18 protein-coding genes and 3 tRNA genes are annotated in these 22,489 nt (G+C 33.8%); 6 read left to right on the forward strand and 15 right to left on the reverse strand.

Translation table 11 applies throughout. The features are described from left to right. Positions 1–5: 5 nt before the first annotated feature. A complete protein-coding gene (locus tag VRU49_RS05055) occupies positions 6–572 on the reverse strand; it encodes a hypothetical protein (RefSeq protein ID WP_330145700.1) in 567 nt (188 codons plus the stop codon). Positions 573–574: 2 nt separating this feature from the next. Then, positions 575–1,384: an N-acetylmuramic acid 6-phosphate etherase gene (gene murQ / locus VRU49_RS05060; RefSeq protein WP_330145877.1), complete on the reverse strand. Its 810-nt coding sequence runs from the start codon at positions 1,382–1,384 to the stop codon at positions 575–577. Between the two features lie 173 nt (positions 1,385–1,557). On the opposite strand from murQ, the gene VRU49_RS05065 reads away from it, so the two are divergent. Beyond that, positions 1,558–3,174: a S41 family peptidase gene (locus VRU49_RS05065; RefSeq protein WP_330145701.1), complete on the forward strand. Its 1,617-nt coding sequence runs from the start codon at positions 1,558–1,560 to the stop codon at positions 3,172–3,174. A gap of 5 nt (positions 3,175–3,179) precedes the next feature. On the opposite strand, the gene der is transcribed toward VRU49_RS05065, so the two are convergent. After that, positions 3,180–4,481, reverse strand: a complete 1,302-nt coding sequence (der, locus tag VRU49_RS05070; protein ID WP_330145702.1) for a ribosome biogenesis GTPase Der — start codon at positions 4,479–4,481, stop codon at positions 3,180–3,182. Positions 4,482–4,612: 131 nt separating this feature from the next. Then, positions 4,613–5,503 (reverse strand): GTPase Era, encoded by an 891-nt coding sequence (era, locus tag VRU49_RS05075; protein WP_330145703.1) that lies wholly within the window; start codon positions 5,501–5,503, stop codon positions 4,613–4,615. Positions 5,504–5,683: 180 nt separating this feature from the next. On the opposite strand from era, the gene VRU49_RS05080 reads away from it, so the two are divergent. The 3 genes from VRU49_RS05080 to VRU49_RS05090 all read left to right on the forward strand — a co-directional run bounded on the left by VRU49_RS05080 (position 5,684) and on the right by VRU49_RS05090 (position 6,010). Further along, positions 5,684–5,756 (forward strand) — tRNA-Met (locus tag VRU49_RS05080). A gap of 30 nt (positions 5,757–5,786) precedes the next feature. Then, a tRNA-Glu gene (locus VRU49_RS05085) sits at positions 5,787–5,858 on the forward strand. 80 nt (positions 5,859–5,938) lie between these two features. Next, positions 5,939–6,010: transfer RNA gene (locus tag VRU49_RS05090), tRNA-Glu, on the forward strand. 200 nt (positions 6,011–6,210) lie between these two features. On the opposite strand, the gene VRU49_RS05095 is transcribed toward VRU49_RS05090, so the two are convergent. From VRU49_RS05095 to VRU49_RS05105, 3 genes are read right to left on the reverse strand one after another with little or no spacing between them, the layout of a single operon-like run. Beyond that, positions 6,211–6,366 carry a DUF2256 domain-containing protein gene (locus VRU49_RS05095; RefSeq protein WP_330145704.1) on the reverse strand — a complete coding sequence of 52 codons (156 nt, stop codon included), beginning with the start codon at positions 6,364–6,366 and terminating at the stop codon, positions 6,211–6,213. A 3-nt stretch (positions 6,367–6,369) separates the two neighbouring features. After that, positions 6,370–7,689, reverse strand: coding sequence for an ABC1 kinase family protein (locus VRU49_RS05100; RefSeq protein ID WP_330145705.1), 1,320 nt, complete (start codon positions 7,687–7,689; stop codon positions 6,370–6,372). A gap of 2 nt (positions 7,690–7,691) precedes the next feature. Next, positions 7,692–8,351 carry a TetR family transcriptional regulator C-terminal domain-containing protein gene (locus VRU49_RS05105; RefSeq protein WP_330145706.1) on the reverse strand — a complete coding sequence of 220 codons (660 nt, stop codon included), beginning with the start codon at positions 8,349–8,351 and terminating at the stop codon, positions 7,692–7,694. A 261-nt stretch (positions 8,352–8,612) separates the two neighbouring features. Here VRU49_RS05105 and VRU49_RS05110 point away from each other — a divergent pair, with 261 nt between their 5' ends. Together VRU49_RS05110 and VRU49_RS05115 are read left to right on the forward strand one after the other, a co-directional pair. Beyond that, positions 8,613–10,682: a TonB-dependent receptor gene (locus VRU49_RS05110; RefSeq protein WP_330145707.1), complete on the forward strand. Its 2,070-nt coding sequence runs from the start codon at positions 8,613–8,615 to the stop codon at positions 10,680–10,682. 103 nt (positions 10,683–10,785) lie between these two features. After that, complete coding sequence (locus VRU49_RS05115; RefSeq protein ID WP_330145708.1) at positions 10,786–11,421, forward strand: Crp/Fnr family transcriptional regulator; 636 nt, start codon at positions 10,786–10,788, stop codon at positions 11,419–11,421. Between the two features lie 147 nt (positions 11,422–11,568). On the opposite strand, the gene VRU49_RS05120 is transcribed toward VRU49_RS05115, so the two are convergent. The 8 genes from VRU49_RS05120 to VRU49_RS05155 form a co-directional block, all read right to left on the reverse strand. Beyond that, complete coding sequence (locus tag VRU49_RS05120) at positions 11,569–12,831, reverse strand: DUF819 family protein (protein WP_330145709.1); 1,263 nt, start codon at positions 12,829–12,831, stop codon at positions 11,569–11,571. Positions 12,832–12,957: 126 nt separating this feature from the next. After that, complete coding sequence (locus VRU49_RS05125) at positions 12,958–13,350, reverse strand: DUF1398 domain-containing protein (protein WP_330145710.1); 393 nt, start codon at positions 13,348–13,350, stop codon at positions 12,958–12,960. A 56-nt stretch (positions 13,351–13,406) separates the two neighbouring features. Further along, on the reverse strand, positions 13,407–14,492 hold the full coding sequence (locus VRU49_RS05130) for a Gfo/Idh/MocA family protein (RefSeq protein WP_330145711.1): 1,086 nt from the start codon (positions 14,490–14,492) through the stop codon (positions 13,407–13,409). Between the two features lie 3 nt (positions 14,493–14,495). After that, the gene (locus VRU49_RS05135; RefSeq protein ID WP_330145712.1) at positions 14,496–15,950 is read right to left on the reverse strand and encodes a Gfo/Idh/MocA family protein; all 1,455 of its coding nucleotides are present in this window, start codon (positions 15,948–15,950) and stop codon (positions 14,496–14,498) included. Then, on the reverse strand, positions 15,950–19,405 hold the full coding sequence (locus tag VRU49_RS05140) for a 3-keto-alpha-glucoside-1,2-lyase-like domain-containing protein (RefSeq protein WP_330145713.1): 3,456 nt from the start codon (positions 19,403–19,405) through the stop codon (positions 15,950–15,952). The genes VRU49_RS05135 and VRU49_RS05140 overlap by 1 nt, the downstream gene beginning before the upstream one ends. Positions 19,406–19,423: 18 nt before the next feature. Then, positions 19,424–20,710, reverse strand: coding sequence for a Gfo/Idh/MocA family oxidoreductase (locus VRU49_RS05145; RefSeq protein ID WP_330145714.1), 1,287 nt, complete (start codon positions 20,708–20,710; stop codon positions 19,424–19,426). A gap of 224 nt (positions 20,711–20,934) precedes the next feature. Continuing rightward, complete coding sequence (locus VRU49_RS05150) at positions 20,935–21,525, reverse strand: superoxide dismutase family protein (RefSeq protein WP_330145715.1); 591 nt, start codon at positions 21,523–21,525, stop codon at positions 20,935–20,937. Positions 21,526–21,607: 82 nt separating this feature from the next. Further along, a complete protein-coding gene (locus VRU49_RS05155; protein ID WP_330145716.1) occupies positions 21,608–22,459 on the reverse strand; it encodes a dienelactone hydrolase family protein in 852 nt (283 codons plus the stop codon). Between the last annotated feature and the right edge of the window lie 30 nt (positions 22,460–22,489).

A 22,489-nucleotide genomic window follows, 5' to 3' on the forward strand; every position in this document is an offset into this window, starting at 1 on the left:
CTGAATTAATTTAATCTTTTTGTCAGTAATTCTTCAACTTTTTTATAGAATTGAAGTGGTTTGAGCGTGCGCCAAGGAAGATCATCTAGATCGCCACCAAAGTTGATATAATAATCTATATTGTTTTTTTTGAACTCATTGATTACATGATCCTGAAAATTTACACCTACTATCCAGCCATCTTCAACATCCTGGAAAAGCTCTTCGTAATAACTATCGTCGGAGGTATGGTAGTTTAGTACATTTTCGCCAATAAGGATAAATTTATTTACGCCTTCATCGATCATCAATTCTAAGATTTCCCGTTTTAAAAGCATAATGTCATTATTTATGGCGTCATTCCATTCGCCAATTAATTCAATTATGGCATAGCCTCTATCGTAATCTGTAAATAATACTTTTATATAAAGTGTATTAGATCCGAAGGTGTCCCACTGGGGATGAATTAAGTAATTATAAATCTGTTTATCGAAATAAAATTCAGAATATTCCGTCTTATAAAAGGGCGATAATTTATCTTCTGCGGCAATATAATCGTCGCGCCATAGATAAAACGGTTCTAATTGATGCATAATTATTGTTCCTTATGAGCCAATACAGCTTTTCTAACACTGCCATGTTTTTTTAACAATGCAGCTGCCGTAGTTTGATCGATATCAAGTTCCTTCATCACCATTTTGGTACCTCTATCAACTAATTTTAAGTTAGTCAACTGCATATCAACCATTTTATTCCCTTTAACTCTTCCTAAGCGCACCATAACTGAAGTACTTAACATATTTAGTACTAATTTTTGGGCAGTTCCAGATTTCATACGGGTAGATCCGGTAATAAATTCAGGGCCAACCACTACTTCAACAGGGAAATCTGATTGTTCTACTATTGGTCCGCCGTTATTGCAAATAATACAGCCAGTTAAAACACCATGATTGCGTGCTTCTTTTAAGCCACCAACTACGTAGGGCGTTGTGCCTGATGCTGCTAAACCAATTAAGCAATCGTTAGACTGAATATTAAATGCTTGCAAATCTACCCAAGCTTGATTTGGGTCATCTTCTGCATTTTCTACCGCTTTTCTGATAGCGGTATCACCGCCGGCAATAATACCAACCACTTTGTCAAATGCTACTCCAAAAGTAGGGGGACATTCTGATGCATCTACTATGCCTAATCTGCCGCTTGTGCCTGCACCAATGTAAAATAATCTGCCGCCCGACATCATTCTTTCTACAACAGCAATTACTAATTTTTCTATTTGTGGAATTGCTTTTTGTACAGAAATTGCAACTGTTTGGTCTTCTTTATTGATACTGTGCAAAATTTCACTTACCGACATTTTATCAATATCATTGTATAGCGATTCTTGCTCTGTAATTCTTATCATATCCTGTTTGTTATTCATCCGTTAGTTTTGGATGATTAGCTATTTTATCTATTATTTTATTTAAAACTTTACAGTTTTAAAATTGCAAATTTAGTGAAACAAAATTAATTTGATATGGTTAATTTATTAGTTATAAAAGGCAAATATTCGTACTTTTGTTCAACTAACTATGAATGAAGCAGCCATCCCGAAATAATATCTTAATTGCCTTAACGTATTCTGTAACTTTAACGTTGGGAATGTTTCTTGGATATAAGTTTCTAAGAGACCAGGGCTATTCTGTTTCAAGTTTAATTTCTTTTAATGAACAATCAGACGATAAACGCTCTGAAATCATAAATATTATTGGTAGAAATTATGTGGATGAGGTTAATCCAGATAGTTTAAAGCACTTAACTATTGATTCATTATTACATCAATTAGATCCTCATAGTACTTATTTGCCACCAGTTGATGCATTTGAGTTTGCCGAAAATTTAGAAGGAAATTTTGGAGGGATAGGAGTACAGTATTATGTTTTAAATGATACTTTATTGGTTACGGGGGTAGTGAAGGATGGGCCGGCATATCAGGCCGGATTAAAATTAGGCGATAAGATTTTAAAGATTGATAGTGTTGTGGTGAGTGGAAAGTCGTTGCCTAAAGAAAAAATGACCGGACGGATTAGAGGTAAGATGGGTACCAACGTTAGTTTGTTGTTGAAGAGAAGCAATCAGCCTCAACCCATATTAATGAATGTAATGCGCGATCGAGTAGCGGTAAGTAGTATTGATGCGGGTTATATGTTGAGTCAAGACATAGGCTATATTCGTATTAGTAAGTTTGGCGCAAATACAGACCAAGAATTTACAAATTATCTGCGTGAGTTAAAGGCTAAAGGCATGAAAAAGCTGGTGCTCGATTTAAGAGATAATGAAGGTGGCTATTTAACCGCAGCAACGGGTATTGCAAATCAGTTGTTTCCTGAAAATAAACTTATTGTTTACACGCAGGGCAAACATGAACCTAGAACAGATTATATTTCTGTTGGAGGTGGTGAGTTCGAAAATGGAAAGCTGGCCGTTATTATAAACGAGCAAACCGCATCAGCAAGTGAGATTATTGCAGGAGCAGTTCAAGATTTAGAGAGGGGCTATATTATAGGCCGAAGATCATTTGGGAAGGGATTAGTTCAAGAACAATTTGCTTTTCAGGATGGATCTGCATTAAATTTAACCATAGCAAGATACTATACCCCGCTTGGAAGAAGCATACAGAAATCGTATAAAAAAATAGATTTTGATACTTACCAAAGCGAAATTGAAAACAGATATGCTGAAGGAGAGTTTACAAAATCTAATTCTAAGCAAGACACAACATCTAAAGTTTTCTTAACTGGAAGTGGCCGAAAATTATACGGTGGAGGAGGTATTCAGCCAGATGTATTTGTGAAAATAGATACAATAGGTTATAATAGACTTTACTACAATCTAATAAACAATAGAATACTTTTTGATTATGTTTATGGTGTTTTGATACATAGATATCAGCCTCAACAACTAGAAAACGCCTATGAAACCTTTAATGTTTCTGAAAGCGATTTAAAAGATTTCACAAAATTTGCTCAAAGTCGTAAGGTTAATGTAGATACTAAGCAATTTAATGCCTCTAAATCATTAATTAAAACTGATTTAAAAAGTATGCTTTACAAATACTATTTTGGCGATAAAGGCTATTATAAAGCTCAAAATGTGGCTGATCCTATGGTGAAGAAAGCAATTCAGAGTTTAAATAAAGCCGAAGCCCTTTAAGAAGATTATTTCTGTCTGAAATAAATTTGAATAGGCACACCTTGAAAGTCAAAATGCTCCCTCAATTTATTCTCGATAAATCGTTTATAAGGATCTTTTATGTATTGAGGTAAATTACAGAAAAATGCAAACATTGGAGACGAAGCATTTATTTGTGTAATATATTTAATCTTGATATATTTCCCTTTAATAGAAGGAGGAGGATTATTCTCTATAATTGGTAAAAGCACATCGTTGAGTTTAGAAGTAGGGATTTTTTTACTTCTGTTTTTATAAACCGCTAATGCTTCTTCGACTGCTTTAAATATTCTTTGTTTGTTTAAAACCGAGATAAAGATGATTGGAACATCGGTAAATGGAGCAATTTTATTTCTAATTTGATCTTCAAACTCTTGAATGGTTTTATTGTTTTTCTCAATTAAATCCCATTTGTTAACTAAAATCACTATCCCTTTCTTATTCTTTTCGGCAAGGTGGAAAATGTTTACATCCTGCGACTCTAAACCTTCCACGGCATCGATCATAAGCAATACCACATCGGCTTCTTCTAGGGCCTTTATAGTACGCATAACAGAGTAAAACTCTATGTTCTCCTTAACCTTGGTTTTCTTTCTCAAACCAGCCGTGTCAATAAACATAAATTCATGCCCGTATTGGTTGTAATGAATGTGAATACTGTCGCGCGTGGTACCAGCAATTGGAGTAACGATATTTCTATCTTTCCCCATTAAAGCGTTAATTAGAGAAGATTTTCCAACATTTGGTCTACCAACAATCGTTAATTTAGGTAAATTAGACTCTTCTTCAGGAATATCTTCGAAGTGTTTAATAACCTCGTCTAATAAATCTCCTGTTCCGGAACCCGTCATAGAAGAGATATTATAAATCTCACCTAATCCAAATCTGTAAAATTCGGTTGCATCATTATGTAAATCGTTATTATCTACTTTATTTACAACTACGAAAACTGGTTTTTTACTTCTTCTTAAAATTTGAGCAATCTCGTCATCTAAATCAGTGATGCCGGTAGTTACATCCACCATAAACAATAGAACGGTTGCTTCTTCTATAGCAATTAACACTTGTTCGCGTATTGCTGTTTCGAAAACATCCTCAGAATTGGCTACATAACCACCTGTATCAATTACAGTAAACTGGCGGTTAGTCCATTCAGCAACACCATAATGGCGGTCGCGGGTAACTCCGCTATAATCGTCCACAATAGCTTTTCTGCTTTCGGTTAAACGATTAAAAAGGGTTGATTTCCCAACGTTAGGACGGCCAACAATGGCGATGATATTGCTCATAATTATATTGATTTCTTCACGTAGGTGAAGCGCATGTTGCGATAGATTACAAAATGCGAAATTACTTATTTTTTATTTATAGTTGGTTATCAATTCAAAAGAAGTTCATTTTTTTGAATTAATGGTGGTTTTTAGGCGTCGTATCCAAAGCTTTTTAGATAGTTCTTTTTACTTCTCCAATCAGGGATAACTTTCACGAAAGTCTCTAGGAATACTTTAGTTTCTAAAAACTTTTCAATGTCTTTTCGGGCGTCCATACCTACTTTTTTAAGCATAGAACCACCAGATCCTATTAAAATATTTTTCTGAGAATCACGTTCAACAATTATTTCGGCAGTAATTCTGGTGAGTGGACCGTTTTTAGAATTAACCTCATTAAACGATTGGATAATTACTTCCGTGCTATATGGAATTTCTTTTTGATAGTGATTAAATATCTTCTCTCTAATTATTTCCGAAACAAAAAAGCGTTGAGATCTATCTGTTAAATCTTCTTTATCGTAATAGGGTGGGTGTTCAGGAAGATTTTCTAGAATCATGTCTAATAAGCCATCCAAATTATAATGGTGCAAAGCAGAAATGGCGAAAATATGTTTAGGTTTTAATTTTTCTTCCCAGTATTTTTTCTTCTCTTCAACTTTTTCTTGGGTAGATTGATCGATTTTATTCAGTAAAACCACAATAGGTATATTGGTGTTTTGGATTTTGGCTAAAACATCATCTTCGTCATGTTGTTCGTTAATATCGGTAACGAAAAGAATTAAATCTGCATCTACTAAGGCTCCGTTCACAAAATTCATCATAGAGTTTTGCAAATTGTATTTGGGTTGGATAATACCTGGGGTGTCAGAAAATACGATTTGATAGTCTGGTTCGTTAACAATTCCTAGTATTCTATGACGTGTAGTCTGCGCTTTTGGAGTAATAATAGAAAGTTTTTCGCCAATAAGTGCGTTCATTAAGGTAGATTTACCTACGTTTGGTTTACCTATGATGCTGACATAGCCTGCTTTATGCGTCATTGAAAATAAATTTTAAAATAAATTTGGAGTACAAAGAAACGAATAATATCTTTGCAGTCCAATTTAAAAGCAACACAGTTCGTTCTTTAAAGCTTTTGAATAAAACAAAAAAGGTTCAAATTAAGTTTTTACTTAAGACTTTAAGATTATAACTTGAAGTAAATGAAGCTTATAATATAGTGCGGGGTGGAGCAGTTGGTAGCTCGTCGGGCTCATAACCCGAAGGTCATCAGTTCGAGTCTGGTCCCCGCTACCTAGGAAGTTGAAAGACACTTCCTTTTTTGGCCCGTTCGTCTAGGGGTGAGGACGCCAGATTTTCATTCTGGAAACAGGGGTTCGATTCCCCTACGGGCTACTAAAAACATCAACTATTTCGTTGGTGTTTTTTTTTAAGATAAATAATAAATTATTTATCTCGTTGATTTACTGTTTTATGGCCCGTTCGTCTAGGGGTGAGGACGCCAGATTTTCATTCTGGAAACAGGGGTTCGATTCCCCTACGGGCTACTCTCATACAGGAGAAGTGATTTATTATCGCTTCTCCTGTTTTTGTTTTGAGGCGGTTGCAGTTCTTCTGAAATATGTAATTCGATTCTATTTTACTCGAGATAAAATGAATTTTCTTAAGCTTTTGAATATAATCCATTAAAAAAAAACTGATAGAAAGACAAATTTAACTACACTTTATTTATTCCTTTTCTCTCAATTTAGATTTTAAGGAATCCAATAGCAGCTGATTTTTTATATTTCCTACATCTTTCGCTACAATATTTTACCTCATTCCAATTTTTCTCCCATTTTTTGCGCCAGTTGAAAGGCAGACCACAAGTCATACATATTTTTGATGGCAAGTTGGAAGGCATGGTTTAATCTTGAATATGTTTTTTGAAATTATTAATCAAGATGTGTTTAGATTTTAAATCGTGCATCATATTGTACAAGCCAAAGAAGGTACGGTTTAAATAAATAAAGTGTTTTGAGCCTCTGTTGGTGTTCAAACCTTTTATTTCGTTCAGTTTGGCGTATCGCTGACCTAATTCGGCAATTTCTTTAAAGAATGCTTCATCGGAGAAATCGAAAACTTCTTGATTAAATGGACGGGTAAAAAGTTCTAGTAATTCATAAAAAAGTTGGCTGAAAAATTCTTTCTCTTTTTCGCTGTCATCCTCACGAAGAATTTCCAAAACATATAATTTTTCAATAAAGAACTTTTTGTTTTCTAAATTTTCCTTTTTTGCCAATTCGAAATAAGGAATATAAAAATCTTCTGGAACTTCTTTAATGCAACCAAAATCAATAACCAATAATTGGTTATCATCGCTGATAAGAAAATTACCGGGATGGGGATCGGCATGAACTTTTTTAAGTACATGCATTTGATACATGTAAAAATCCCAAAGCGTTTGACCAATTAAATTTAAATCCTGTTCAGTGTTTTTATTTTTCGTGAATTCTGAAAAATGAATACCCTGCATCCAGTCCATCGTGATAATTTTTTCACACGAAAATTCCGGATAATAATGTGGAAAGAGGATATTAGGTAGGTGTTTACATTCACTTGCAAATTCAACACTACGTTTTAGCTCTAGGCAATAATCCGTTTCTTCAAATAATTTGTCTTCAACTTCCTGAAAGTAACTCTCAGACCCTTCTTTTTTGATGTTGAACATCTTTATGGCAATAGGTTTTACCATTTTTAAGTCGCTTGAAATACTTTCTCTAACTCCAGGATATTGAATCTTTACAGCAAGATTTTTGTCTTTTATTTGCGCTTTATGCACTTGTCCAATACTGGCTGCATTTACAGATTCTGGAGAAAAATAGTCGTAAATTTCTTCTGGATTTTTACCAAAATATTTTCTGAAGGATTTTTTTACCAAGGCGCCAGATAGTGGGGGAACTGAAAACTGAGATAATGAGAATTTTTCTACATATTCTATTGGTAGAATATTCTTTTCCATACTCAACATCTGAGCTACTTTGAGTGCAGATCCTTTTAATTCTTTGAGTGAGTCGTAAATATCTTCTGCATTATCTTGGTGTAGTATTTTGCGGGCTTCATCTTCTTCCTTGGTTATTTTATTCCCATAATATTTAAGGTAATTTACACCCACTTTAGCACCTGCTTTCAATAAACTGCTGGTTCTTTCTAATTTGGTGGTGGGTATTTTATCTAATATTTTCATCACTAACCCATTTTAAATTTTTCTTTCCATAAAAATTTACCCAAATCCATCATTTTTCTCAAAGGTTCGTTGTCTAATAATTCAAATCCAGTATCAATGGTTTTTTCAATGAAAATGTCTGTTTTTTCAAAGTCAGGGGATTGGTCTGTTTTCCAGAATTCTAAAACCGATAAAAAGTGTATCCACAAAGCCTCTTGTCTAGATTTTTGATTTAATTTTTGAATATTTTCGTTGGCTTTTTCTAAGATTTCCAATTCCTTAAATTCTAAGGAGTCGATGAATGAAATAAAGCTAGTTCTTAGTGTATCTAAAATTTTTAAATTTTGTAATTTACTTTCGCCCAATATCTTGATTACTATTGAACGGTTCATGGTCAGGTTTTCAAAGAATACAAAATAAACATTCAGCAATGTTTCTTTGGCTGATGTTTGCTCTTGATGTGGTTCATTTGTAACTAATTCAACAGATTTTAGAAAAAAATGATTGAGCATTTCTTTCTCAATCTGCTCAAATCCAGAGAAAAAATGATAGAATTCATTTTCTTCAAACTTATTTTTCTTGGCAAAGAGATATACATTTTTGGGTCTCTCTCCATTATTTAGTAGATAATCACTGTATTGAGTGAAAATGAAATCGCGAGATAATGCTGTTTTATTTTTCATTTCTAATTATTTTAAACAAATATAGTGTATAAACAAACTTACTGATTGTCAATTTGGTGCAATTTTACACTAGTGTGTACGGATAAAAGTTTAGTTACTATTCTATAACAATATCTTTTTTAAAATAAGACTTGAATGTTTTTTTATTCTATTTCCACATTTTTCAAGTTAGATTAAATGCGGTGATCTACAATTTAATATGGATTCTGCATTTAAATTAAATATCTTTCCATCTTAAATTAAATTCATTTCGCAATAAATATGAAGTACAAAGGTTATATGCTGGCAAAAGGAATAGTTGGACTTTTGTTTTTTGCTGTGCCATGTATTTCTTATGCCCAAGAAATAGATACGTTGCTTAAGATAGATGAGGTTACAATTAATGCCTATTTGGGCGAACAAAAGCTGATTAAAGTGCCTACGTCGGTATCTATTCTTTCTACAAAGCAATTGGAAAGAAGTTCTAAGTATTCGATGGTGAATTTATTAAATACAGCTCCGGGGGTTAGAATGGAAGAACGTACACCTGGTAGTTACCGCTTATCTATAAGAGGTAGTTTATTGCGCTCCCCATTTGGCGTTAGAAATATTAAGGTTTATTATAATGATGTGCCTTTGACGGACGCCGGCGGAAATACTTATTTAAATGCTATTGATCCATCTGTTTTAAATAAAATAACCATATTAAAAGGACCAGATGGCAGTCTTTTTGGAGCCAATTCTGGAGGGGTTGTGTTGTTAAATTCAGGCTTACTACACACCTCAAAAATTTCTGCAAATATAAATTTTGGAGGTTTTGGGGCTTTAAATCAAAATTTAGGTTTAAGGAAGGATTATAAAAATCATAGTTTCACTTTACAACAATCTTTTCAAGAGTTTAAAGGGTATAGGGAGCATAGTTCAATGTTTCGCAGGTTTTTCCAATTTTCTGATAATATGACCTACGGAGGTAATAATTCAATGAAGATTTTTGGGTTTTATTCTCATTTAAATTATAAAACGCCCGGCGGACTAACCTTCTCTCAGTTTGAATCTAATCCTAGGCTTTCTAGGCCCGCTACAGCGACTTTGCCAAGTGCTATTGAGCAAAACATAGGTATAGATAATAAGATGTTCTTAGGCGGACTTGTAAATGAAGTTTTTATTTCAAAGTCGTTAAAAAATGTGACTTCTGTTTTTGGAGGGCAGGTTAATTTTAAAAATCCTTTTATCACAAATTACGAACAAAGATTAGAGCGTAATTTGGGAGGTCGTTCTTACTTTCAATGGTTTAGTAACGATGAAAGAAATTGGCGATTAAATTTAGGGATGGAGGTTCAAACTACATCTGCAGCTATTAAAAATTTTGATAATGTAAAAGGTATAAAAGGCAATCCTCAAATTTTTGATCAAGTAAATTCAACTCAAAGTTTTGTCTTTTTACGATATGAGTCACAATTAACAAAACGTTTAAATGTTGAAGCTGGGGTAAGTTTAAATTTTTATAAATTTAAATTCTTGAATCAATTTCCTCTTCAACAAAATGATTTTAATAATAGAAGTTTTAATGCTCAATGGATGCCAAAACTGGGATTAAATTATGAGTTGAACGAGGGTTTAAATTGGCGTTCATCTGTTAGTAGGGGTTATTCTACTCCAACTATTGCCGAAATTAGACCATCAGACAACCGCATAAATACAAATTTACAGCCAGAAGTAGGTATAAATTATGAATCTGGATTTAGATACAATTCAGCTTCTGGGGTCTTAAATTTGGATGTTTCTTATTATGTTTTTAAGCTTCAAAAAAGTATTGTAAATAGAAGATTACCCAACGAGACGGATTATTTCATTAATTCCGGTGGTACAGATCAGCAGGGTGTTGAAGGACGTTTAAATCTGAAAGTTTTAAAATTTAGAAAGGATAGGTTGGTTAATGAATTATTGGTCAATCAATCTTTTACTTATAATCAGTTTAAATTTAGAGATTATGCCGTAAATGGGGTTAATTATTCTGGTAATCAGTTAACGGGAACTCCAGTGTGGAATGTTGTACACTCTATGGAAATAGGGTTTTTAAATAATGCTTTTCTTTATTTACAACATCAATTTACAGATCGTATCCCATTAAATGATGCCAATTTAATTTGGGCTCCAAATTATCATTTAATGCAGGCAAAATTAGGCTATAATTGGAATAGAAGGGATTATAAATTACAGTTATTTGTAAGTGGCGATAATTTGTTAAATAAATCTTATAGTTTGGGTAATGATTTAAATGCAATAGGAAATAGGTTTTATAATCCAGCTCCTGCACGTAACTTTTCATTTGGATTAAACTTTAATTTGTAAAATCACTTATAAATTAACCCGATTTAGTTAATAGATAGGTTTATTATTTTAATTTTATCTTTTAAATAGATCTTTATTAAGATTTATAGCTTTACTTAGTTTTATGATGAAGGAATTACTTTATGCCTCTTATGGGGATGTTTTTGAGCCTGAATTATTAGAGGAAATTGTTCAAATTTCTAAATATATCGAGTTTAAAGAAGGGGATGTGCTTATTGATTATCAGCAATATGTTAAGTCGATGCCTTTACTTTTATCCGGTGCAATTAAGGTAATGCGAGAGGATTACGACAGTGGGGAGCTTTTATTGTATTATTTGGAAAGAGGAGATACTTGTGCCATTACTATGACTTGTTGTTTGGGTGAAAAGCAAAGTGAAATTAGAGCAATTGGGGAGCTTCCTGGTGCATTGTTGATGATCCCTATTCAAAAAATGTCGGAGTGGATTGGAAAATATAAGAGCTGGATGTCTTTTGTGTTTGAAAGCTATAACAATAGGTTTAATGAGTTGTTAAATGCGATTGATACGATTGCCTTTATGGATATGAATGATAGGTTACTGAACTATTTATTCGAAAAAAGTAAAATCGAGAACAGTACCAAGATTTTTAAAACTCATCAAGAAATTGCCAAAGAATTAAATACCTCTAGAGTAGTGATTTCTCGTTTATTAAAAGCTTTGGAAAAGAATAAGCGAATAAAATTAAATCGTAATAGTGTAGAAATACTCTTGAAATAAGTAAATCAAGTTCTAATAACTTAATTTATAATTTGAGGTTTAGAGAATTGTATTTATAATTTTGGGAAGTCATTGATGCCTCTCATGTTTAATTTCTTAATTAAATCGACATGAAAAGCATCAATGATTTATTTTATAAAAAGTTAACTACGCTAATATTCCTGAAATCCACTGTAAAATTAATCCTGTTAGATAGCCTCCATAAGTGCCTACGGCATATCCTAAAACAGCTAATAACACACCAACAGGAGCTAAAAATTTGCTAAATGCAGCAGCTACAATAGGGGCAGAGGCCGCACCTCCAATGTTTGCCTGACTTCCAACCGCAACATAAAAGAAAGGAGCTCTTATTATTCTTGCTACTAATAACATGATGGTTATGTGGATAAAGATCCAAATAATTCCTACCAAGAAAAATTTCGGATTGTCGAATAAAGCCTTTAAATCCATACTCATGCCAATGGTAGCTACTAAAACATATAGAAATAATGACCCGATATTAGAAGCACCGATGTTTTCTAATTTTCTAGCTTTTGTAAATGATAAAAACATCCCCAATGTGGTCGCAATAATTACGATCCAGAAAAATTTACTGGTTAAAGAATATTGAGCCAATTCAGGGTAGTTAGTCTCAATCCATGGGGCTAAATAATCTGCACCTAAATGTGAAAGGGCAGTCATTCCAAATCCTACACCTAATAAAATCATCCAATGTGGAACACCGGTATTGGTTACTTTTTCTTCATTATTGATTTTTTCTAAGGTAGTTTCTAATTCATCAATTGCAGAACTATCAGCTTTTAACCATTTATCTATTTTAGCTTTATTTTGCGCGCCATATAATAAAAGTCCAAGCCATATATTTCCAATTAAAACATCTACAGCTATCATTTGAGCGAATAAAGTTTTACTAGGGGCGAATACTTCAAGCATAGCAGCTTGATTTGCTCCTCCTCCAATCCAACTTCCTGCAATAGTAGAAAGCCCTCTCCAAGTTTCTTCTTTTTCAAAAAATAATATATCAGGAAATGCAGAACCAACTAGGAAAAAGGCTAAAGGACCTCCTAGTACAACACCCAATGTTCCGGCAAAAAACATGATGGTTGCTTTTGGACCCAGTTTCACTAATCTTTTTATGTCGATCCCAATCGTAAAAAACACTAAGCTGGCAGGTAATAAATACCTAGATGCCATTGAGTATAATGAAGATTGTTCTCCCGAAATAATGTTAAAGGTGTTAAATAGGGCAGGGATAAAATAACATAACAGAACGGTTGGAACAAAAGAATAGAATTTCTTCCAAAATTTTGTTTGTAAACCACTGGTGTAAAATATTAAGGCTAAAATTGCCATTAAAAGACCGAATACTACGGCATCATTACTTATTAAAGCTTCAGGAGGTGTGTTCATGGCCGTAAATATAATGTATTTCTAATTATCTGTTTTTATAGGAAAAAGATAATTTCTCTTTTAATTAAGCGTTTTAAACTTAAGAATTTGAGTTTAATTGTTGAACGTTTATTTTCTAGAGCAGTATTAGAGAGGTAGGCTCTCAATGAGCATGCTATGATTGTTTTTGTCGAAATAAATACACGTTCTATTTTCAATATTTACAGCCCATTTTTCTACACCCGATTTAGCACAATCCGAACAAAAAGTTAAATAGTCTGTATTGCCTTGTTGGTGATTCCTCAAATCCTTCATAAATTGTTCTATGTTCGGTTGATCGGAAACTATTAATTCTGAATATTTTTCTGGAGAATTAACCGTATAACCATTTTTGCCTATATAAATAGTTGAACCATTATTTACAAAGGTTTCATAACTTAAAACACCTAATTGATTTAATTCCTTTAAGTAATTAGGGAAATCTGCACCCGACTTAACTTTACTATGGGCTTCTTTAATTTGTTCGTATTTAAAATCCACTTTTTGTTAGTTAAATGTTAAAAATATTGACTGCTAAAAAATTAAATATAAGCATTTTATAGTTTTAAATCTATAGTGTTTCCTTTTTTAACTGACTCATCGCAGGCGAAGGCAATCTTTAAACTATTAATGGCATCTTCTGTTTGTAGCGTTAAATCATAGTTGTTTTTTATTGCTTCTAAAAAGAACTGTTGTTCTCTATTACAAAGTTCCTGATGATTGGGTTCGTCGGTTAAGTCTAACCATTCATCTTTTCTGCTAAATAATTGTTCTTGATTTAAATCAGCATAATGAATTTTTATGGATTCTGTTTTTGTATGATCATCAATATTGTCTGAATTACCATACTTTGCAGCTTCTTTTGCTACTATAGAAACAGATCCTTTTGGGCCAAATACATCTTTAATGAAAAATGCTGTATCACTAACCATTGGTCCCCATCCACTCTCATACCAGCCAACTGAGCCATCTTCGAAAGTTATTTGAAGCTGACCATAATTATAGTTCCAACTTGGTATTTCTGGACTTAAATTGGCTCCAATTGCGCTTACTCTTATCGGTTTTGATCTAGTCATTTGACACATAATGTCTATATAATGCACCGCACAATCTACAATTGGACTTAAGCTATTCATTAAATTTTTATGGACATTCCATTTTGCACCCTGACTTTGCTGATTCAAATTCATGCGCATTACTAATGGTTTTCCCATTTCTTTTGCCTTTTCGGTAAAAAGGTTCCAAGAAGGATGATATCTTAAAATGTAACCTACTAACAGCTTTTTATTGTTGTTTTTTGCAGCTTCTGCAATTTTAAGCGCTCCTTCTACTGAGTCGGCAAGTGGCTTTTCTATGAAAACATGACAACCATTATTTAATGCTTCAATAGCATAAGCTTCGTGAGTATCTGGATAGGTAGAAATACAAACGGCATCTGGTTTAGTTATTTTTAATGCTTCATAAAATTCGCTGAACAAGGGGTAATTAGAGTTTAATTTTTGGTTCAGTATTTCTTTACTTTTATTTCTCGAAACTAAACCACAAATTTCGAATTCAGGACTGTTATGATAAGCTGTAGCATGTGCTGTTCCCATGTTTCCACAACCAACCACTAAAATTTTTATCTTTTTTTCTGCCGACATATTTTAAACGCCTAAAGTCCAACCTTCTCTGTAGGTTCTTTTCACAAACTGGTTAGCTTCCTCAAAATTGGTAACCCGCATAGTGTTTTTATCCCAAATCATTTTTATATCTCTTCCAGGGTAAGTAACCTTTCCTGCCGCATCTAAGCGTTGAATATCTGTCCCCCTTATTGCTAAATTTGCAATTAATAAAGTTTCTGTCAAAGGTCCTGCAATTTCAAAAGGGGAGCTTAATTCCATTTTTCCATATCCAGCAATAGCTGCTTCTGCAAACTGAGTATAATGTCCAATTTCTTGCCCAGGGACTCTTTTTATTGATATTTTGGTGTTGTCATTATCATTCTTAGAAAGTGGTAATAGCTTTGGGTTTTTACCATAAGTTTCACAAATCATTTTTCCTTTTGTTCCGATAAATAAAACGCCATTGTCGCCAAGTTTTTCATTTGCGCCAAGTTCTTCGGGTCTTGCCGGCTTTATTCCTCCATCCATCCAATGGATACGAACTTCACCTTTGGTTTTTGGTGTAGGGTTAAAAGTCATGGTTACGTGACTAGAAGGCGGACAGCTTTCTGGTAGGTATGCTCTTTTAAATTCATCTACATAAACACTTCCAACACTACATTCTACACTAATTGGGGTATCTAAACCTAATATTTTAAAAGGAGGTTCAAAAAGATGACAACCCATATCTCCAATGGCACCTGTTCCAAAATCCCACCAGCCTCTCCAATTAAAAGGAACTAATTTATCTACATAGTCTTTGTATGGTGCACTTCCAAGCCAAAGGTCCCAATCTAATTCGGGTGGGATAGGGGCTTTTGTGGTTGGCCAAGAAATTCCTTGAGGCCATACGGGTCTATTGGTCCATACATAAACAGTATGTACTTTGCCAATTTTTCCAGCATCGTACCATTCTTGTAACCTTCTAACACCATCGCCAGATGCACCTTGATTCCCCATTTGTGTAACCACTTTATATTTTTTTGCAGCTTCGGTTAACATTCGAGCCTCATAAATGTCATGTGCTAAAGGTTTTTGAACATAAACATGTTTACCCAATTGCATTGCAGCCATGGCTATTTGCGCATGTGTATGATCGGGCGTAGAAACCATAACCGCATCAATGTTTTTAGCTTCTTTATCTAGAAGTTTTCTATAATCTTTATAATACTTTGCCTTAGGAAACTTTTTAATAGAATTTGCTGCTCTTCTATCATCTACATCACATAAAAAAGAGACATCGGTTTTTCCACCGCTAACAATCGCATTGATGTCACTTTCTCCTTGTCCACCTACACCAATTCCAGCCAACAATAATCGGTCGCTTGGTGCTAAAAATCCTTTACCTCCTAATACAAACCTTGGGACAATCATAAATCCTGCAGTTGCTAGCGTAGTGGATTTGATAAAATTTCTTCTAGATTGTTCTTTAGAAGCATTTTTATTTTCGGTATTCATTATTTTGTTTTTTTGATAGGTTTTGAAGTGGATAGTTGGGTATTATCTTTTGATAAATCCTTAATTCTGATATTTCTAAATTGTAAAGGTGAGCCATGTCCCAGAAAACCGATATGTCCGGATGTTCTTTTTAATCCAGGATGATTTTGTTTGTCGGGCGTTCCATTAGTTTTGAAAGGCTCTATATCTCCATCTAGAATAACATTCCCGTTTAATATGACTTTAATTTTTGATCCTTTTGCAATTACTTCTTGGTAATTCCATTCGCCAACAGGTTTAAGGAATCCTCTTTTAGCGGCAATTGTGCCATAAATTGAGCCATGATATTGGTACTCGGCTAAATTTTTATAAATAGGCGCATCGTTATCTAGAATTTGTAATTCCATACCTACATATGCGGCATCTCCCTCTAAAGGTGCACGAATTCCTAATCCATTATTTGCACCTGGCGTAAGTTGAAATTCGAAACGAAATACAAAGTCACTAAATTCTTCTTTTGTAAATAGATTACCTCCAGAACCTTTGCCAGGTTTTGGTCTAATAGCCATGTTCCCATTTTCGATTACATAATCTGTGGTATTTCCTACCCAATGGTGCATATTTGTGCCATCAAAAAGTACTTTAAAACCTTCTTTTTTTTCTTCTTCGCTTAATTCAAAAGGCTTAGGACGAGGAATTTCGCGTATATAAATATCTCTATAGGCAACAGGAGATCCATGTGCTTGAAGTTCTATTTGTTCTTCTGCAAAAATCGGTAAGCTTCTATCCCAATAATTTTCTAAAATAACATTATCAGTAACCAATTTGCCATTTAAATAAACAGTAACTCGGTCTCCAATCATTAAAATTCTAAAAGTATTCCATTCGTCTAAAGGATTGTCAGCAACCAATAAAGGTTTACTTGGATTTTTTTGATTGTTGTATAATCCACCAGAGCCTACTTGAGCACCTACATTTGTACGGGCTAAATCCCAGATTTGAACTTGAGGGGTGCCTCTTAAATAAATACCAGCATCACCTTCCCCTTTTTTATCATCTATAATTTTCCAATCCACAAGCATTTCTATGTCACCATATTTTTTAATAGTGGCAAGGTTATCCCCATGACTTTGAAAATGTAATTCACCATTTATAACTTTCCAGCTTTCTTGCGCTGCGGCGTCAGCTTTTTGTTGTGCTTCTTGAAGAGCTGCTGCGGTCATTTTTGATCTTTTAATAGGATCGCCAACTAACCCTTTCCAACCAGAAAGATCTTTACCATTAAATACTTTTACAAAACCTTCTCCATTTTCCATCTCTGAAAGATATTTCCTTAAGCCTTCCTTTTGATAATCAGAGTCTGGACCAGTTAAAACGACAATAGTTTTATTTAATAGTTCTTTTATGATTTCCCCACTGTATTTTCCAGCCATTGTAATGTTCATTACAGTTTGAGCAGCTGATTGTTGTAAGGATTGATCATCTAAATATTTACCAGCAAATAAAATAGTTTGATAAGTTTTAGATTGAGTTAAGTCTTTTAATATTTGTTGTTTGATGAGCGTATTTGGAGCTACTTCGAAAGCATTACGTAATAATAATAAACGTTGGTCTGGGGTAGCTTGAGATTTTCTTATAAGTTGTAAATACCCATTTACGGCCAATGCCAAATGTTCTGTGTTTTTTGTGTTTCTAGCAATTTTTATAAGCTCTTGAGCACTACTGCTATCTTTCCAATTAGATAATGCCTCTATAACTTGAGATTTGGTTAAATCTGTCCCTTGCGCATATATTTCTGTTAATTTAGCTAAAGAATTAGAATCGCCTAAGCTTGCCAGAATTTTAAAATACAATGGTTTTTTCTCAGCTGTAGCTTTGTCCATAACTTCTCTAATCAGAGCGGCTTGTTGATTTACATCTTTTATTCCTTTATTAACCGCAATAATTGCTTCTTGAATCTGAACAAGGTGATTTTTATCCGATGTTTTATTTATTAAATCGTATAGATTCTGAGAATTATTTGAAGATGCAATGTGTTTTAAGGATTGAAAAGCTGCGTTTTTAACTTCTGGAGTTGGACTATTTAATTCTTCGTAAATAAAATTAATTTCATCATTTGCAGCTCTTGAAGCTAAAATATTGATTAATGCAACCTTAACTTCAGGCTTAGCTGATTTTAAATGAGCAGCAATTGTTTGTGCCACACCTTCTTTCTGCATTTTCATTATTCCATCTGCAATTACTTCAATATTAGTAGAACCACCTTTATTCATTAAAGCAATTAATTCTGGGAGTTTTGAAGATTGACCTAATTTTACAACCGCATTAACCGAAGCAATTTTTACATTTTTATCTGTGGATGAAACCCATTTCATTATTTCGTTAGTTGCTGGCGAATAGGCCTTATTAGCGAACATCTCAATTATAGCAACCTTAGTTAATGGATCTGCATTTTTTAATTCTTTTAGCCATAATTTGGCATTATTATCAGATAAATATGGAGTAGCAAATTGAACAGCTGCAATTCTATAATTTAGTTGTGAATCTTTTAATGCGTCAAAGTATATTTTTTGATCACTTGTTGCTCTGCTAAGAATTTCTAATGCAGCGATTTTAATATTAACCTGGTCTGCATTTTTAGCATTTGAAAGTATAGTTTTTGCTAATTCTGAAGCTTTTGTTTTGTTTGATTTAGAAAGTTGATTAGTGTAAACTATAAGAGAAGACACAGCATTAGTTGGGTCATATTTAAATCCAACATTTTCTGCTGCCTTTAATAAGATAGACTCAGAAAGAGAATGGCCTAAATTAGCTAAGGCAAAATAACTTACTTTTCTAAGGTTTACATCATTACCAACTAAATTGGCAATAATAAGTCCTGTTGCAGCAGGCGAATTAGTATGGCCTAAGGCTTCTATGGCTGATAATTTAATTTTATTTGAATTAGATTTTAATGCACTTGATAATGCATTTATTGCCGAAGGTGTATTGATTTTAGCTAATGCTCTTGAAGTTTCGTCAACTAATTGCTCGTTGTTTAAATATAGTTCTAAAACTTGAACCGAGCTATCGTTGCCTATTAATTCGAATTGACTAATTATAAAGCCTTTATTTTTAGCGGATAGAATATTAGGAAGGGCATTTGAATAAGCGTTTAAAGCTAGATTTTTATAATTCTCTTGTCCAGGTTTAGTAGAAAAAGCAGTAAATCCGGTAATTGCATATTCAACTAAATGTTTAGATGCGCCTTCATTATTTAGGCTGAGAATTAAATTTGTAAAGCCTGTCTCGCCTAAAGCGCCAATTTCCTTCATATTTTTTTCGAATTGAAGGGTAGATTGAGCAGGTAATTGTGCTAATAAATCAGCGATTTTAGTAGCTGTAGTCCTAGTGTCGGTTTGAGCATAAACACCTGTATTGGTTAATCCATTTGTTAAGAAAATGGTCACCAAAAGAGCAAAGAATATTTTTTTCATCTTGTTATAGATTCTAAATTAAATGGAATATGGGGCACGCATTACTGGGTTTATTAATTTATTCGCTGCGTCGTCGCCAATAAATTCTTGCTTAACAGGATCAAATTTTAGAGATCTGCCTAATTTTAAAGCGATAAGTCCCATATTAATAATATTACACGATCTATGTCCGTTTTCTTCATTTAATGCGAATTTTTTCCTTGTTCTTACAGATTCCGAAAATTCTACAATTTGTGATGGAGGTTCTGGAAACTGTGCAAGTTTTCTTTCTAAATCAGGTATATCTGATTTAAAACCTGGATATAGTTTACCTTTTGGACCTTCGATATAGGCTACATTTTCGTCCTTCCCTTCGCCATCTAAAATAATTTGACATCCATCGGCATACGTATATGTAATTCTTTTCCAAGTGCCTACAGCATCATGGTGTTGTTGTGGAGCATCAATTTCCACAGAAACAGGGTTGGTGTCATCTTTACCCAAGAAATATTGAATAGGATCTATGTAGTGTTGGCCCATATCAGCCAATCCGCCGCCATCGTAATCCCAATACCCTCTAAAAGTTTGGTGAACACGATGAGCGTTATAAGGTTTGTATGGAGCTGGACCTAACCAAGCATCGTAGTCTAGTTCTGGTGGAACAGGCATTTCTGGTAAATTTTCTCTTCCAACCCAATAAAATTTCCAATCGTAACCCGTGTGTTTACTAACCGTAACTTTTAGCGGCCAGCCTAACATTCCCGAATCAACCAATTTTTTTATGGGTTTAACGGAAGTTCCCATACCATAAAAGGTGTCTTTAAACCTAAACCAAGTATTAAGCCTAAACATATTCCCATGTTGTTTTATAGCTTCAACAACTCGTTTTCCTTCGCCAATGGTATGTGTCATAGGTTTTTCGCACCAAATATCTTTACCAGCAACAGCTGCATCCACAGCCATAATCCCGTGCCAATGTGGAGGTGTAGCGATATGAACAATATCTACCTCAGGAAGTTGAATAAGCTCTCTATAATCGGAGAACGTTTTTACCCCGTTATTGAGCATACTTGCGGCCTGTTGAAGATGATTTTTATCTACATCGCAAATGGCAACAACTGGCGTGTTTTCGTATCCGAAATGTCCTCGACCCATGCCACCAACCCCAATTACAGCTTTAGTGAGTTTATCGCTAGGCGCGATATATCCTTCGCCTCCCAATACATGTCTGGGTACAATGGTAAATGCAGCTAATCCTAAAGCAGACTTTTTTAAAAAGTCTCTTCTAGAATTAATATCTTTTTCTGACGCTTGCTTGGATTTCATTTAGTTTAGGTTTGTTTGGTTTTAAGTAACCAATTATAGAATTGGTACTTATAAGTTAAATTTAGTTGCCTAATTTTAGTAAGAAATTATTAGATACACAAACATCCGTTGAATTTCCATCAATTAAATTATTTGTTGTAAGCGATAAGATTTTTGAGTTAAAAAAATGCCTTCAAAAATTGATTAATTTTTGAAGGCATTTTAATATGAATTATGGATGAGAACTACATTTTATTAATAACTCCGCATCCAATTCTACTTCCAGAATTGCCAGTAGGTTGAGTTTTATAATCATCTACTCCAGCATGTATTATAATTGATTTGTCTAAGATATTCGTAAAATCTTGACCTCCAATTGTCCACCTATTGGTTTCCAATTTAAAACTAGCTTTACCATTATTATCCAATTTAATATTTCCTATATCACCTGAGTGATATTGTGCGGCTCCCCATTTTCCATGTGACTCGTTTGTTGGATTCCAATGTCCATGAGCATCCTGTCCATTATCTCCACAATCCCCTTCTTCATGTAAATGCACTGCAACTGTAGAATTTGCTTTTTTGGGGATATCTAGATCGAGCGTTAATTCTACATAATCCCCTTTTTTAACAAATTTGGCCGTTCCAGTTACTGTAGTATCTGTTTTTGTTCCACTAATAGTGGCTTTAGCTTCGTTGTAAATGGTAGTATCCGATGAAATAATATTGGTATCAACATCTACAGATTCTTCAGACGAGTTATTTTTTTCATTGGAACAAGCGCTTATAGCGACAGAAATACCAAATAATAAGGTGTAAATTAATTTTGTTTTCATAATAATCAGTTTAAATAATCTATTAATACTACACCGAACCTAACATATTGTTTTAAAATGAATTATGTAATTTGGGTTAGAGCTATCCTAACTTTTTCTTCAGTAAAGAAATAGTTCTTTCCCATGCTAATTTTGCAGCAGCCTCATTATATCTAGTTGGAGAGGTATCGTTATTAAAAGCATGATTTACACCTTCATAAATAAAGAGTTGATAATCAATGTTATTGGCTTTTAATGCGGCTTCGTAAGCTGGAATTCCTGCGTTAATTCTTTCATCTAAACCGGCGTAATGTAGCATTAATGAAGCTTTAATTAAAGGCACATCCGAAACAGGCGCTTGTGAGCCATAATAAGCAACAGCAGCTTGAAGTTTTGGATCAGCCACTGCTATTCTATTAGCCATTAATCCGCCCCAACAAAACCCTACGCAACCTACTTTTCCATTACTATTTTTATGTGTTCTAAGATATTCTAAACCCATCAAATAGTTTTTTAAATTTTTCATAGGATCTAATTTCCCAATCAGTTCTCTCCCTTTATCTTCATCTTCAGGGGTTCCACCCAAAGGTGAAAGTGCGTCTATTCCTAATGCTAAGAAACCTTCAGAGGCCATTTTTTTAGTAACATCAATCGTATGTGGATTTAATCCTCTATTTTCATGGATAATAACTACTGACCCTAATTGACGTTTGTTTTTTGGTTTAGCAAGAAAAGCCTTCATTGGGCCTTCTAACCCTGCATAGGTTATCATCTCCGTATCTAAATTAGGGTCATTATAACCAGCTGCTGCTGCGTAATTATTTTCTAATAAAGGTAAAAGTGTTAAAGCCATAGCAGTACTACCTGTTAGAATGGCTAGTTTCTTAATAAAACTTTTTCTGCTTATTTCACTATGTGTATAAGAGTCGTAAAGGTTGATAATTTCCTGGTTCATAGCTAATTGATTTGATGCAATATAGTTAAT

The sequence above is a fragment of the Pedobacter flavus genome, from assembly GCF_036324285.1.
In the GTDB taxonomy this organism is placed as follows: Bacteria; Bacteroidota; Bacteroidia; order Sphingobacteriales; family Sphingobacteriaceae; genus Pedobacter; species Pedobacter flavus.

Coding starts and splice junctions, on each gene's coding strand:
- VRU49_RS05120 (WP_330145709.1), bottom strand. CDS start 12,831: ATGAACACACCTCCTGAAGCTTTAATAAGTAATGATGCCGTAGTATTC.
- VRU49_RS05095 (WP_330145704.1), bottom strand. CDS start 6,366: ATGCCTTCCAACTTGCCATCAAAAATATGTATGACTTGTGGTCTGCCT.
- VRU49_RS05150 (WP_330145715.1), bottom strand. CDS start 21,525: ATGAAAACAAAATTAATTTACACCTTATTATTTGGTATTTCTGTCGCT.
- VRU49_RS05140 (WP_330145713.1), bottom strand. CDS start 19,405: ATGAAAAAAATATTCTTTGCTCTTTTGGTGACCATTTTCTTAACAAAT.
- VRU49_RS05110 (WP_330145707.1), top strand. CDS start 8,613: ATGAAGTACAAAGGTTATATGCTGGCAAAAGGAATAGTTGGACTTTTG.
- VRU49_RS05130 (WP_330145711.1), bottom strand. CDS start 14,492: ATGTCGGCAGAAAAAAAGATAAAAATTTTAGTGGTTGGTTGTGGAAAC.
- VRU49_RS05115 (WP_330145708.1), top strand. CDS start 10,786: ATGATGAAGGAATTACTTTATGCCTCTTATGGGGATGTTTTTGAGCCT.
- VRU49_RS05055 (WP_330145700.1), bottom strand. CDS start 572: ATGCATCAATTAGAACCGTTTTATCTATGGCGCGACGATTATATTGCC.
- VRU49_RS05105 (WP_330145706.1), bottom strand. CDS start 8,351: ATGAAAAATAAAACAGCATTATCTCGCGATTTCATTTTCACTCAATAC.
- VRU49_RS05145 (WP_330145714.1), bottom strand. CDS start 20,710: ATGAAATCCAAGCAAGCGTCAGAAAAAGATATTAATTCTAGAAGAGAC.
- murQ (WP_330145877.1), bottom strand. CDS start 1,384: ATGATAAGAATTACAGAGCAAGAATCGCTATACAATGATATTGATAAA.
- der (WP_330145702.1), bottom strand. CDS start 4,481: ATGAGCAATATCATCGCCATTGTTGGCCGTCCTAACGTTGGGAAATCA.
- VRU49_RS05155 (WP_330145716.1), bottom strand. CDS start 22,459: ATGAACCAGGAAATTATCAACCTTTACGACTCTTATACACATAGTGAA.
- VRU49_RS05065 (WP_330145701.1), top strand. CDS start 1,558: ATGAAGCAGCCATCCCGAAATAATATCTTAATTGCCTTAACGTATTCT.
- era (WP_330145703.1), bottom strand. CDS start 5,503: ATGACGCATAAAGCAGGCTATGTCAGCATCATAGGTAAACCAAACGTA.
- VRU49_RS05135 (WP_330145712.1), bottom strand. CDS start 15,950: ATGAATACCGAAAATAAAAATGCTTCTAAAGAACAATCTAGAAGAAAT.
- VRU49_RS05100 (WP_330145705.1), bottom strand. CDS start 7,689: ATGAAAATATTAGATAAAATACCCACCACCAAATTAGAAAGAACCAGC.